This window comes from Kribbella sp. NPDC020701 (genome assembly GCF_055562215.1).
Genome location: NZ_JBVHFT010000013.1, coordinates 72,072 through 84,452, shown reverse-complemented (window position 1 = coordinate 84,452; position 12,381 = coordinate 72,072). Strand labels below are relative to the sequence as shown.

Below are 12,381 nucleotides of genomic sequence, written 5' to 3'. Positions count from 1 at the left end.
GAGATGGCCGACTTCACCGCCTCCGTCTACCAGAACGAATTCCTGCCCGACGGCGGAACCGATGTGCACGCCATCGTCACGGTGGACTGCAGCGGCGCCGGCGCGGCCGGACAGTCCGGCAGCGGTGACGCGGGCGAGATCATCATCGTCGACACGTCGGGCTCGATGGGCAAGGACGGGGTCCGGGCCGCCGCGTTCGCCGCGCAGACCGCGCTCGACCAGATCCTCGACGGGGTCTGGTTCGCGGTGATCTCCGGCAACGACCGCGCCCAGCTGGCGTTCCCGCCGTCACCCGAACCGGTGATGGTGCGGATGGACCAGTTCACCCGGCAGGCGGCCAAGGACGCGGTGGCCCGCTTCTACGCCGACGGCGGCACCGCGATGGGCACCTGGCTGCGGCTCGCCTCGCGGGTGTTCGCGACCGTGCCGTCTTTGACCCAGAAGCACGCCATCCTGCTCACCGACGGCGAGAACCAGCACGAGACGCCTGAGGTACTGACCCAGACCATCCAGGCCGTCACCGGCCAGTTCCAGTGCGACTGCCGCGGCGTCGGCGTGGCCTGGCAGGTCGACGAGGTACGGCGGATCGCACAAGCGCTCCTCGGTACGGTCGACATCATCCCGGCCCCGGACCAGCTGGCGGCCGAGTTCTCCAAGCTGATCCAGAACGCGATGAGCCGCGGTGTCGCGCAGGCCGACCTCCGGGTCTGGGCGCCGCAGGGTGCCGAGGTCCTGTTCGTCCGCCAGGTCGCTCCCACGGTCGAGGACCTGACCACTCGACGTACGGCGATCAACGCGCTGACCGGCTCGTACCCGACCGGCTCGTGGGGTGACGAGTCCCGCGACTACCACGTGGCGATCCGCCTTGCCGCCAAGGGCGTCGGGCAGGAGCAGCTCGCCGCCCGGGTGCAGCTGGTGCTCGGCGACGATGTGGTCGCGCAGGGCCTGGTCAAGGCGCTGTGGTCCGCCGACGAGGCGCTGACCACGCGGATCAGCCCGGAGGTCGCGCACTACACCGGGCAGACCGAGCTCGCCGAGGCGATCCAGGAGGGCCTGGCCGCGAAGGCCGCGGGCGACACCGCGACGGCGACCACGAAGCTCGGCCGCGCGGTCCAGCTCGCCGCCCAGACCGGCAACGAGGAGGCCACCACCCGGCTGCGCAAGGTCGTCGACATCGACGACCAGGACACGGGTACGGTGCGGCTCAAGCGGACGGTCGAGAAGGCCGACGAGATGGCGCTCGACACGGCCTCCACCAAAACCACCCGGGTGAAGAAATGACGACAGTCAGCTGTCCGAGCGGGCACCCGTCCGTCTCGACCGACTACTGCGACGTCTGCGGGCTGCCGATCGGCGCCGCGGCGGGTGCCCCGGCCGCCGCGCAGGTACCGGCCCCGGCTGTCGCTGCGCCGGCACCGGCACCCACGGCCCAGACATGCCCGAACTGTTCGGAGCCGGCGGCCACGGACGCCCTCTTCTGTGAGAACTGCGGCTACGACTTCACCACCGGCACCATGCCGCGGGCGGCTTCGTCCCTCGACCTGTCCACTCCACCGCCGGTGCCGCCCGCGCCGACCGCGGTCGCCGACTGGGTGGTCGAACGCTGGGTCGACCCCGACTGGTACGCCGTGCAGCAGAGCGACGACCCGTGTCCGTCTCCGGGCCTGCCGGCGGTGATCCCGCTGGTCGAGAAGAGCGTGCTGATCGGGCGCCCGTCCCGCAGCCGCAACATCTCCCCCGAGATCGACTGCGGCGACGACACCGGGGTGAGCCGGCGCCAGGCGCAGCTCACCACGGACGGCCAGCGCTGGTGGGTCGAGGATCTGCAGTCCTCCAACGGTACGTACGTCGCTCCCGCCGCCGGACCGCTCCCCGAGGACCCGATCATCCCGGGCCAGCGCCAGGAGCTGAACCCGGACGACCGCGTCTACGTCGGCGCCTGGACCCGCCTGGTCGTCCGCAAGGCCACCCCAGAGGAGCAGGCCGGCCAGGCCTGACCGGCTACCCGACTCGCGGCTGGGCCAGCTCCGAGCGGCCGGCGGGTCAGGGGACCAGGACGAGTTTGCCGCGGACGCCCCCGGCCTGCAGCAGATCGAGGGCGTCCCCAGCGTCCGTCAGCGCCAGTGTCTTGGCGACGGTCGCGGTGAGGTGACCCGCCTCCGCAGCGCGGGCGAGGTGATCCAGCGTGCGCCCGTCTGGCTCGGCACGGACGATCCTGGGATCGATGCCCCGGTCCGCGGCGAACTGACCGCCCGGAACCCAGAACTCCGGCACGGTCGTCACGTAGCTCCCGCCGTCGCGCACCGCCGCGAACGCCGCACGAGCTCGCGGACCACCGACCACGTCGAGGGCGGCATCGGCCGACCCCGGCGCCGACTCCTCTCCCCGATCCGGGGTGAGCACGGTGATTCCGCGCGAGACGGCGAGCTCAGCAGCGAACCGGCCGACAGCACCGCGCGGCCCGTTGACCAGCAGCGTGCTGCCCGGTGCGAGGTCGAGGAGCTCCAGCGCCTGGTACGCGGTCAGTCCGGCGAGCGGCAGCGTGGCCGCCTCGGTCCAGTCGAGGTTCGCGGGAGCCGCCGCCACCTGTGCGGCGGGCAGCGTCACGTACTCGGCGAACCCGCCAACCTGCGTCCGCGAGTGACCGGTACTCGCGATCACCGCAGCCCCAGCAACCCAGTCCCCACCCTCGACCACGCCGGCGACGTCGTACCCAGGTACGAGTGGCAGCCGGAGTTCGTCGTACCAGCGGTAGTTGCCGGCCACCATGCCGAGGTCGGCGGGGTTGACCGCCGCGGCCATCACCTTGATCAGGACCTCGCCGTCAGCGGGTTCCTTCACCGGCAGGGTGTGCGGCCGCAGCCGTGCTCCGGGGCCGACCTGATCGGTTGCCATCGCGCGCATCGTCGTCATGATCCCGACCGTAGGCAGCATCCGGCCGCTCGTCGTTGATCGAGATCAATCGCCGCCGGATCCGGCTGAGGGCTTCCGGCGTGATCCCGACGTACGACGCGATGTGGCGCTGCGTGAGCCGGGTGGCGAGGTCCTCGTGGCCGGCCAGGAACAGCCGGTACCGCTCGGCCGCGTCGGCGAGCAGCAGTTCGGCCTGCCGCTGCTCGACGCGCAGGTAGAGCGCCTCGGTCAGCCTGGCGACGAGTTGTTGCCAGCCCGAGCTCGCCGCGACCATCGCGTCGTACGCCGACCGCGGAGCGACCATCAGATCGGCGGGCTCGAGCGCCTCGATCGTCACCTGGGAGGTCTCCCGGCGCAGCACCGCGCTGTAGGCGCAGACGAGCTCACCCTCGGCGCGGAACGCGAGCGTACGGTCGGTGCCCGCGGCGTCGGTCTGGTAGAGCCGGAAGAGCCCGCGCTCGACGAACCCGACGCGCTCAGGCCGATCACCGGCCCGGACCAGCAACTCGCCGCGCTCGACCCGGGCCGGGCGGAACAGCGCGCGGCCACGATCGGCATCGACCTCGGGGAGCTGAGCCAGGAAGCGGTCGAAGTGGCTGGTCACCTGACCATTGTCCCCGCTCACATTCGTTGTCTATTGCGGAAGGAACCTCGCCGCAATAGTTCCTACCGTGAAGACATGACAACGAACACGGACATCAGGCCCTTCCGGATCGAGATCCCGCAGGCGGAGGTGGACGACCTCAAGGCCCGGCTGGCCGGTGCGCGCTGGCCGGCCACGCCGGCCGTGGACGACTGGAGCCGCGGCGTTCCGGTCTCCTACCTGCGCGGCCTGGCCGGGTACTGGGCCGACGGCTACGACTGGCGGGCCGCGGAGGCCGCGCTGAACGAGATCCCGCAGTTCATGACCGAGATCAACGGTCAGCGGATCCACTTCTTCCACCAGCGGTCGGCGTCACCGGATGCCATGCCGCTAATCCTCACGCACGGATGGCCTGGGTCGCCGGTGGAGTTCCAGCAGGTGATCGGCCGGCTGACCGATCCGGTCGCGTACGGCGGTGACGCGGCCGACGCGTTCCACGTCGTCGTACCGTCGCTGCCCGGGTACGGGTTCTCCACGCCGCTCGGGCCGAACGGGTTCAACCTGTTCGGGGTCGCGCAGATGTGGGCTGAGTTGATGAACCGGCTCGGGTACGAGCGGTACGCCGCCCACGGTACGGACGCGGGATCCGGGGTCGCGGGGATGCTGCCGATGGTGGATCCGGCTCACGTGGTCGGCGTACATCTGGCCGGGGTGGGTGCCGGGGCGCCGTTCGGGGACCCGATTCCGCTGGAGGGGTTGTCGGAGTCGGACCGGGCCCGGGCGGAACGGTTCAACAAGTCGCTCGATGACGGCTTCGGCTACTTCTTCCTGCAGGCGACGCGGCCGCAGACGCTGGCGTACTCACTCAACGATTCGCCGATCGGGCAGCTGGCCTGGATCGTGGAGAAGTTCGCGGAGTGGACCGACCCGATCCACAAGCTTCCCGAGGAAGCGGTCGACCGCGACCAGTTGCTCACCAACGTCAGCCTCTACTGGTTCACCGGCTCCGGTGCTTCGACGGCACACTCGGTGTACGACGGCGTCCAGGCCTGGAAGGCGATGCTCGCGCACCAGACCGACGGCGAAGGCTGGGGAGGCCAGCAAGTCAGCGGGCCGCCCACCGGTGTCGCCGTGTTCGGTGCCGAGACCGCGATCCGCAGTATCGCGGACCCGGCCGGCAAGATGAGCCACTGGAAGGAGTACGACCGTGGCGGTCACTTCGCCGCGATGGAGGTGCCGGACCTACTCACCGGCGACCTGCGAACCTTCTTCAAGCCACTGCGGTAGGACCTCCGTTGCCGGGCTGGGGCTCATGCGTCCAGCTCGGCGACGGCCTGAAGCAGAGCCACTCGATCACGGTCGACCCGACCACGATCGGGACCGCCCACGCCCACGGCTGATGCGGCAGGCTGACGATCGCAATCGCTGTCCACAAGGCGATCCAGCCCCCGCCGTACCCGCGCAGGACGCCGCGGTACCACAGGCCGCCGGGCGCTTCGGCGGCCCGCTGGCCCAGATACACGAACAGGTACGACGCGATCGTGATCGGCCAGAAGAACCACAGCCGCGCCCAGTCGTACGGGACCATCACCAGAGCGGTCAGGCAGACCAGCGCGATGGCCCAGTGGTAGACCTCGCCGGCCCAGTTCAGCCCGCGCCGATGCAACGTCATGACGATCGCCAGCGGTCCGAACACCACCGCCAGGATTCCTGCCACCACATGCAGGATCAGCGCGATGTCACGCATCGCCGGTCCCCTCCCCGCACTCCCCGCTCCCCCCGGAGCACTCTGACATGTCAGGGAGCATAAGCGTCGAAGCAGCTAGAGTCTCCCCCTCGGCGCGCCCACTTGGGCACGCCGAGGGAGGTGCTCAGCTCTCCGGGAAGGACAGCACCCGGCGGACTGCGAAGTTCCGGTAGCCCTGGCGTTCGAAGCTCTTCGCCATCGGCACGTTGCCGAAGTCGGTGTCGGCCCTGATCTGCTCGGCGCCGGTCTCCGCGAGCATGTGGGTGATCTCGGCCAGCAGGTCGTCGATGTACCGGTGCCCGCGGTGCTCTGGCAGGACGCCCAGGTACCCGACCACCGGCCCGCCGGCGTTGGCCGACGGGATCGCGAACCCGATCAGTTTCCCGTCGGCGTCGTACGCGAGCCGCCACCAAGCCCGGTCGCCCGGCATCGACTTGTAGATGTCCAGCTCCTCGCGGGCCGCGCCCTCGACCCCGAGCCGCGCGATCTCCCGCGCGGTTCCGGCGTCCAGGCTGCCTTGGCTGACCTGGCTGAAGACGTCCACGAACGCCTCGTCGTCGGCCGGCTCGAACCGCAGCCGGGTGGACCGCGGCGGAAGGCCGTACGCCGGCTTCCACTCGTACCGCAGCCGGTCGGTGATCTGGGTCAGCCCCGCGGCCGCCGCTGCCTGCCGACGCGGCTCGAGTGCGGCGACCACGTCCGGGTTGTCCTGCCAGTCGCTGTCCAGGAAGAAGTGGTATTCCGGCGGCTCGGCATCGGCCGGGCGGGACGCGATGGTGTGCTCGATGAGCGCCGTCCAGACCGGGACCGGGTCGCCGTCGCCGACGTAGTACAGGCCGTCGATGCTGTAGGGCTGGTCGCCGTTGGGCATGCCCCACCAGATAGCCAGCGCCTGGATCTTGCCGTCGGTTTCGACGACCAAGGTCCAGTCGTTGCGGTAGTAGCCCTCAGCCTGGTACTCGCGGAAGCGGTCGAGCGTGACGGTGTTGACCGACTTCTGCTCGATCAGGGAAAGGATGGTGTCGAGATCAGCCTCGACGGTGGTGCGGATGGTCACAAATCCTCCAACAGGAGGCGCGGCGGCTCCGCTCAGTGCGAGCTGTGCGAGCGGATCGGTCGCGCCGGGAAACAAGTCAGTGTGTTCATCGGTCGCTCCTTCCGCTCCGGATCGTTCTCGCCGCGTCAGACTCTAGGGCCCGACCGGGGTCAGAGTCCAACCGTTATTCACACCTGGAGGGTAACGTCGTCGACACGTTGAGTGACCATCCCGCCCTGGACGGAAGGACTCATTCACGATGTCGATGCTCCGCACGGCCGTGACCGGCCTGCTTGCCGTCGGCCTGATCGCCGGCGGCCGGCCCTCACCTGGGCTGGCCGTCGCGACCGGCAATCCGCTCGATCTGACCAGCGGCTTCTACGTCGATCCGGATTCCAGCCCCGCACGGTATGTGAAGCAGCATCCGGGCGAGACCGAGATCAAGGCGAAGATCGCGGACCAGCCGGGAGCCCGGTGGTTCGGCGCCTGGAGTGGTGACATCACGAAGGCGATCGCGGCGTACACGACCGCTGCCGATCAGGCCGACAAGTTGCCGATCCTGGTCGCCTACAACATCCCGGGCCGCGACTGCGGTGGTCCTTCCGGCGGTGGTGCGGGGTCGCCGGCGGCGTACCAGCAGTGGATTGCCGCGTTCGCTGCGGGGATCGGCAGCCGGCCCGCGATCGTGGTGATCGAACCGGACGCGCTGGCGCAGCTCGACTGCCTGCCGGAGAAGGAGCGCCCGACGCGGATCGCGTTGCTCAAGTACGCCGCCAACCAGTTCGCACTGCGGAACCGGAACACCTGGGCCTACATGGACGGCGGTAACGCGACCTGGATCGAGGCGAAGGAGATGGCGCGGCGGCTGCGGCTGGTCGACGTCGGCAAGTTGCGCGGGTTCGCGCTGAACACCTCGAACTTCTACACCACCGAGCAGTCGGTCACGAAGGGCACGGCGATCCGGGCCGCGCTCGGTGGCACCGGTCAGTTCGTCATCGACACCAGCCGGAACGGCAACGGATCCAGCAACCAGTGGTGCAACCCGGCCGGCCGCAAGCTCGGCGTCTCCACGCAGGTCGCCGGCAAGCCCTCCCAATCCGCCGGCGTCGACCTCGTGGCGTGGCTCAAAGTCCCCGGCGACTCCGACGGCACCTGCGGCCTCGGCCCAGACATCCCCGCCGGCACCTTCTCCCCCTTGCTGGCCAACCACCTCATCACCGGCACGTGAACGCAAAGCGGTCCCGGGCTGGGACCCGGGACCGCTCTTTGTACTGCTCTGTACTGCTGGACTTCAGTGGATCAGAAGTCCATGCCGCCCATGTCAGGCGCGCCACCCGGAGCGGCCGAGGCCTTCTCCGGCTTGTCGGCGATGACGGCCTCGGTGGTGAGGAACAGGGCCGCGATGGACGCCGCGTTCTGCAGCGCCGAGCGCGTCACCTTGGCCGGGTCGATGATGCCGGTGGCGATCAGGTCGACATACTCACCGGTCGCGGCGTTGAGGCCCCAGCCCGGCTCGAGGTTGCGAACCTTCTCCACCACGACGCCACCCTCGAGGCCGGCGTTCACGGCGATCTGCTTCAACGGCGCCTCGACCGCGGACCGCACGATGGCGGCACCGGTGGCCTCGTCACCCTCGAGGTCCAGCTTCTCGAACGCCAGCACGCTCGCCTGCAGCAGAGCCACGCCGCCACCGGCGACGATGCCCTCCTCGACGGCCGCCTTCGCGTTGCGAACGGCGTCCTCGATGCGGTGCTTGCGCTCCTTCAGCTCGACCTCGGTGGCCGCGCCGACCTTGATCACCGCAACGCCACCGGCCAGCTTGGCCAGCCGCTCCTGCAGCTTCTCGCGGTCGTAGTCGGAGTCCGACTTCTCGATCTCGGCGCGGATCTGGTTCACCCGGCCGGAGATCTGGTCGGCGTCACCCTCGCCCTCGACGATGGTCGTCTCGTCCTTGGTGACGACGATCTTGCGGGCCTGGCCGAGCAGCTCCAGGTCGACGGTGTCGAGCTTGAGGCCGACCTCCTCGGAGATCACCTCGCCGCCGGTGAGGACGGCGATGTCGACCAGCATGGCCTTGCGGCGGTCACCGAAGCCCGGCGCCTTGACGGAGACGGCCTTGAAGGTGCCCTTGATCTTGTTGACGACCAGGGTGGCCAGGGCCTCGCCCTCGATGTCTTCGGCGATGATGGCCAGCGGCTTGCCGGTCTGCATGACCTTCTCCAGCACCGGGACCAGGTCCTTGATGCTCGAGATCTTGCTGTTCACGATCAGGATGTACGGGTCGTCGAGGACCGCTTCCATCCGCTCGGTGTCGGTCACGAAGTACGGCGAGATGTAGCCCTTGTCGAAGCGCATACCCTCGGTGAGCTCGAGCTCGAGGCCGAAGGTGTTGCTCTCCTCGACGGTGATGACGCCTTCCTTGCCGACCTTGTCCATCGCCTCGGCGATGATCTGGCCGACCTGGTTGTCCGCGGCAGAAATGGACGCGGTGGCCGCGATCTGCTCCCGGGTCTCGACGTTCTTGGCCAGCGACAGCAGCTGCTCGCTGATGGCCTCGGTCGCCTTCTCGATGCCCTTCTTCAGGCCCATCGGGTTGGCGCCGGCCGCCACGTTGCGCAGGCCCTCGCGGACGAGAGCCTGGGCCAGCACGGTGGCCGTGGTGGTGCCGTCACCCGCGACATCGTCGGTCTTCTTGGCAACTTCCTTGACGAGCTCGGCCCCGATCTTCTCGTACGGGTCCTCGAGCTCGATCTCCTTGGCGATGGAGACACCGTCGTTGGTGATCGTGGGGGCGCCCCACTTCTTCTCCAGGACGACGTTGCGGCCCTTCGGGCCAAGCGTCACCTTGACGGCGTCGGCGAGGGTGTTCATACCCCGCTCGAGGCCACGGCGCGCCTCTTCATTGAAAGAAATCAGCTTGGGCATTCTCCGCGAGTCCTCCCGCGTCGAGTCTTTGTGGTTCAGCCGGCCGAGATGCCCGCGACGGACGGCGCCGGCCCCGCGACGGTCACGTCCCGCCACGTCTCCAGCACCTCATCGAGGCCGTCTTCTGTCACACCCGCGGGCAGGGAGTCTTATCACTCTCACCCTTGGAGTGCTAACCAAGTATTAGCACTCGCCCCAAGCGAGTGCAAGCCAGGCCCCCGCTACGGTGAACCCATGGTGACGCTGCGCGAGGCCGGTCCGGACGCCTGGACGGACGTGGCCGCGGTGATGGGCGAACGCGGCGATCCGGGGCGCTGCCTGTGCCAGTACTTCCGCCTCCGCGGCCGCGCCTGGTCCGACGCTACCCCCGCGAGCAACCGTGACGCGCTGCGTGCCCAGGTGTGCGAGGGCGAGCGCCCACCCGGCGTCCTGGCGTACGACGGTGACACTCCGATCGGCTGGTGTGCCGTCGGCCCGCGCACGGCGTACCCGCGGGTCGTCGCGTCACCGAACTGGCGCACCGAGCATCCCGACTCATGGGTGATCACCTGCTTCGTCGTACCGGTCGGACACCGGCGCAAGGGCATCGCGGGCGAGCTCGCCGCCGGCGCCATCGACATGGCCCGCAAGTACGGCGCTCAGACCGTCGAGGGCTGCGCGGTCGACACGGCCCTCGCCGGGCGCACCCCGTCGGCCGACCTCTACCGCGGCCCGCTGTCCGTGTTCCTGGACGCCGGCTTCAAGGAAGTCAGCCGCACCAGCCCTCAGTGGGTCCTGGTCCGGCTCAGCCTCGACTAGAGCTCCGCGCCGAGCTGGGCGATCAGGTACTTCGGGGCGGTCAGGCGCCAGGCCTCGGTGACCAGTTCGCGCAGCTCCTGGTCGTCGGCCGCGACGATGTCCACGCCGACCCACGCGAACCGGCCGCCCGCCCAGGACGGTGAGTACACCTCCGGGTCCTCGGCCACCAGCGCCTCCTGCTCCTCGCGCAGCGCCTTCAGTTGCAGCCTGGTCTCGTCCTCCGACATATAGGCGAAGCTCTTGTTCTTCACCTTGAACACCGGCTGCCCCGCCCACCCCTCATGCTCCTCCACGCCCGGCAGTCCCAACACGACCTTCTGCAGCAAGTCGACGTCCATCCCCCGACCGTAAGCGCCCCCACCGACACTTTCAGGACCCAGCGACCGTGATCCGCACGGAAGCCCCGGCCGGCAGCATCGTCCCGGGCGCAGGCGAGACACCCAGCACCTGACCCAGCGGATATCCGTAGGGCTTCGCGGTCTCGATGATGGGTGTCAGCCCGGCCTTCTTGAGCGCGGCGGAGTACTGCGCAGCCCGGGGCAATGACTGATAGCCGAGTACGCCGACCTGGTCCGGCACCCGCGTGATCCGTTCGAGGATGCGGTCGACCTCGTCAGCACTGGTCGAGGACTCCGCCCGGAACGACACGTTGAGAGACGGAATGAACACCGTGCCTGCGCAGAACTCGACGTGGTTGATCACGCCCTCGCTGCAGCTGGTTCGCTGACGTTCTGCGGGCACGCCGTCGAGCTCGAAGGTCTGATCGGCGTGGAAGGCGAAGCGCGGCTTGCCGATCGCCAGCTCCACACTCTCGACCCCGCGAACCAGGTCCCTCATGCAATACTGCGCGGCACTCGGGTCATCGATGAGAACCGTGTCCCGCAGCGGCGTTCCGCACTGGCTCTGGTTCGTCCCCCAGTCCTCCGGCACCGCGATCGCCGCGTGCCCCAAACCGACCAACCGCATCCCGGCAGGCACCGGCCCCGGCGTCGCGGTGGCGACCGGTGACGGGTCGCCAGGGTCCTGTGTCGCGAGAAGAGTCGCCCCACTGATCACTGCTGCCACGGCCACCGCGCTGACCGCGGACCAAGTGACGGTACGGCGGTGACGGCGGCGGGCGGCGCGGGCGCGGAGGGCGGCCAGTGGTGGCGGGCCGACGGCCGTCTGGTCGCCGGTGCGTTCGAGGAGCTCGGTCAGCTTCGATTCGATCATTGGGTTTCTCGCAGTTCTGCCAGGTTCGGGTCCTGCGCCAAGGCCTTCACCGCGCGGGACAGGCGGCTCTTCACGGTGCCTGTGGCGATGCCCAGGGCGGATGCCATCTGCTGCTCGCTCAGGTGCGCGTAGTACCGCAGTACGACGGCGGTGCGTTGGTCGGTCGGCAGCCGGTCGAGTGCGCGCATCACTGCGTCGGTTTCGTCCACGCCGGCGGTCTGGTCGGTACCCGGCGGACTCGGGAAGGACCGCGGTCGGTCTCTCCCCGTGCCAGCGGCGGCGCCGGGCGGAGAGGAAGCTGTTGATCAGGACCCGATGCACGTACGCGTCGCGGTCGTCGGCCGCCCGTACCTTGTTCCACTTCACCAGGCACCGCTCCAGGGCGGTCTGGACGAGGTCCTCGGCTTCCGGATGGCTGCACCCCAGAAGCACCGCGGAGCGCACCAGCGTGGGCCAGCGCGCCGCGACGTACTCGCTGAAGTCGTCCATTCGTCACCCGCCCTTCACCCGTAAAGACAGGCTGACGGCACGCCCGGGTTCCACGAAAGTCGTCAGGGGGCTGGATCAGGGTCCCAGGGGTCGGATCAGGGGTCGGTCGGTACCGATCCTGATGTGCCGGAGGGTCCTCGGACGGGAGAGTTGAGCCATGACGAACTCCAACGCACCGTTCTCCAACCTCTCCGGCAAGGTCCTCCGTCGTTCCCGCGAGCAGCGCATGCTGTCCGGCGTCTCCGGCGGTATCGCGGAGTACTTCAACATCGACGTCACCCTGGTCCGCCTCGGCATCGTCGGCCTGACGCTGATCACCGGCGGCACCGCTCTGCTCGGCTACGCGGTGGCCTGGATCGTGATCCCCGAGTCCGACGGCAAGGCGGTCTGGCAGAACGTCCAGCAGTCGGTGAACCAGCAGCACAACTCACCCGAGGCCGACATCGCCTCCCGCATCTACGACGACAGCAAGACCGACACCAACAACAAGCCGCCGGCAGCATGATCCGACCTGCGCCGAGCTCGGGCGCAGTACACGACCAAACTGCGGGGGGGGGGGGGGAAAAACCGCGGCGCCCCCCCCCAACGAGGGGGGAGATCTCGAGGGGGGTTGGTGGGGTTGGGGGAGGGGGGGGTGGGGGGGGGGGGGGGGAAGGACCGGACACCCCACGCCGAAGA

Annotated in this window: 14 protein-coding genes and 1 pseudogene; 6 read left to right on the top strand and 9 right to left on the bottom strand. The window is 69.3% G+C overall.

Annotation, left to right across the window (positions count from 1 at the left end):
• The first annotated feature begins 3 nt into the window (after positions 1–3).
• Together ACZ3HV_RS28665 and ACZ3HV_RS28660 are read left to right on the top strand one after the other, a co-directional pair.
• Complete coding sequence (locus ACZ3HV_RS28665; RefSeq protein ID WP_465688494.1) at positions 4–1,281, top strand: vWA domain-containing protein; 1,278 nt, start codon at positions 4–6, stop codon at positions 1,279–1,281.
• Positions 1,278–1,997 carry an FHA domain-containing protein gene (locus ACZ3HV_RS28660; protein ID WP_465688492.1) on the top strand — a complete coding sequence of 240 codons (720 nt, stop codon included), beginning with the start codon at positions 1,278–1,280 and terminating at the stop codon, positions 1,995–1,997. The genes ACZ3HV_RS28665 and ACZ3HV_RS28660 overlap by 4 nt, the downstream gene beginning before the upstream one ends.
• Positions 1,998–2,043: 46 nt before the next feature.
• Here ACZ3HV_RS28660 and ACZ3HV_RS28655 read toward each other — a convergent pair whose 3' ends face one another.
• Both ACZ3HV_RS28655 and ACZ3HV_RS28650 read right to left on the bottom strand, forming a co-directional pair.
• A complete protein-coding gene (locus tag ACZ3HV_RS28655) occupies positions 2,044–2,913 on the bottom strand; it encodes an NADP-dependent oxidoreductase (protein ID WP_465688490.1) in 870 nt (289 codons plus the stop codon).
• Positions 2,825–3,517, bottom strand: coding sequence for a Crp/Fnr family transcriptional regulator (locus ACZ3HV_RS28650; protein ID WP_465688489.1), 693 nt, complete (start codon positions 3,515–3,517; stop codon positions 2,825–2,827). Before ACZ3HV_RS28650 ends, ACZ3HV_RS28655 begins: the two co-directional genes overlap by 89 nt.
• A 75-nt stretch (positions 3,518–3,592) precedes the next feature.
• Between ACZ3HV_RS28650 and ACZ3HV_RS28645 the strand changes: the two genes are divergently transcribed.
• Positions 3,593–4,783, top strand: coding sequence for an epoxide hydrolase family protein (locus tag ACZ3HV_RS28645; protein WP_465688487.1), 1,191 nt, complete (start codon positions 3,593–3,595; stop codon positions 4,781–4,783).
• Here ACZ3HV_RS28645 and ACZ3HV_RS28640 read toward each other — a convergent pair.
• Both ACZ3HV_RS28640 and ACZ3HV_RS28635 read right to left on the bottom strand, forming a co-directional pair.
• Positions 4,767–5,243 (bottom strand): hypothetical protein, encoded by a 477-nt coding sequence (locus ACZ3HV_RS28640; RefSeq protein WP_360374650.1) that lies wholly within the window; start codon positions 5,241–5,243, stop codon positions 4,767–4,769. The two genes, ACZ3HV_RS28645 and ACZ3HV_RS28640, sit on opposite strands and share 17 nt — an antisense overlap.
• Positions 5,244–5,367: 124 nt before the next feature.
• Positions 5,368–6,300, bottom strand: a complete 933-nt coding sequence (locus ACZ3HV_RS28635) for a GNAT family N-acetyltransferase (RefSeq protein WP_465688485.1) — start codon at positions 6,298–6,300, stop codon at positions 5,368–5,370.
• Between the two features lie 238 nt (positions 6,301–6,538).
• Between ACZ3HV_RS28635 and ACZ3HV_RS28630 the strand changes: the two genes are divergently transcribed.
• Positions 6,539–7,507 (top strand): glycoside hydrolase family 6 protein, encoded by a 969-nt coding sequence (locus tag ACZ3HV_RS28630; protein ID WP_465688484.1) that lies wholly within the window; start codon positions 6,539–6,541, stop codon positions 7,505–7,507.
• Between the two features lie 71 nt (positions 7,508–7,578).
• Here the strand turns inward: ACZ3HV_RS28630 and groL are convergent, their stop codons facing one another.
• Positions 7,579–9,204 carry a chaperonin GroEL gene (gene groL, locus ACZ3HV_RS28625; RefSeq protein WP_465688482.1) on the bottom strand — a complete coding sequence of 542 codons (1,626 nt, stop codon included), beginning with the start codon at positions 9,202–9,204 and terminating at the stop codon, positions 7,579–7,581.
• Between the two features lie 234 nt (positions 9,205–9,438).
• Between groL and ACZ3HV_RS28620 the strand changes: the two genes are divergently transcribed.
• Positions 9,439–10,002, top strand: a complete 564-nt coding sequence (locus ACZ3HV_RS28620; protein ID WP_465688480.1) for a GNAT family N-acetyltransferase — start codon at positions 9,439–9,441, stop codon at positions 10,000–10,002.
• Here the strand turns inward: ACZ3HV_RS28620 and ACZ3HV_RS28615 are convergent.
• The 4 genes and pseudogenes from ACZ3HV_RS28615 to ACZ3HV_RS28600 all read right to left on the bottom strand — a co-directional run.
• Positions 9,999–10,340 (bottom strand): MmcQ/YjbR family DNA-binding protein, encoded by a 342-nt coding sequence (locus ACZ3HV_RS28615; RefSeq protein ID WP_465688478.1) that lies wholly within the window; start codon positions 10,338–10,340, stop codon positions 9,999–10,001. The genes ACZ3HV_RS28620 and ACZ3HV_RS28615 overlap by 4 nt on opposite strands.
• A gap of 31 nt (positions 10,341–10,371) precedes the next feature.
• A complete protein-coding gene (locus tag ACZ3HV_RS28610) occupies positions 10,372–11,214 on the bottom strand; it encodes a PASTA domain-containing protein (RefSeq protein ID WP_465688813.1) in 843 nt (280 codons plus the stop codon).
• Positions 11,211–11,423: a sigma-70 family RNA polymerase sigma factor gene (locus ACZ3HV_RS28605; RefSeq protein WP_465688811.1), complete on the bottom strand. Its 213-nt coding sequence runs from the start codon at positions 11,421–11,423 to the stop codon at positions 11,211–11,213. The genes ACZ3HV_RS28610 and ACZ3HV_RS28605 overlap by 4 nt, the downstream gene beginning before the upstream one ends.
• A 121-nt stretch (positions 11,424–11,544) precedes the next feature.
• Positions 11,545–11,703 (bottom strand): annotated as a pseudogene (locus tag ACZ3HV_RS28600) (SigE family RNA polymerase sigma factor); the annotation flags it as partial.
• 157 nt (positions 11,704–11,860) lie between these two features.
• On the opposite strand from ACZ3HV_RS28600, the gene ACZ3HV_RS28595 reads away from it, so the two are divergent.
• A complete protein-coding gene (locus ACZ3HV_RS28595; RefSeq protein ID WP_360376965.1) occupies positions 11,861–12,208 on the top strand; it encodes a PspC domain-containing protein in 348 nt (115 codons plus the stop codon).
• Positions 12,209–12,381: the final 173 nt, after the last annotated feature.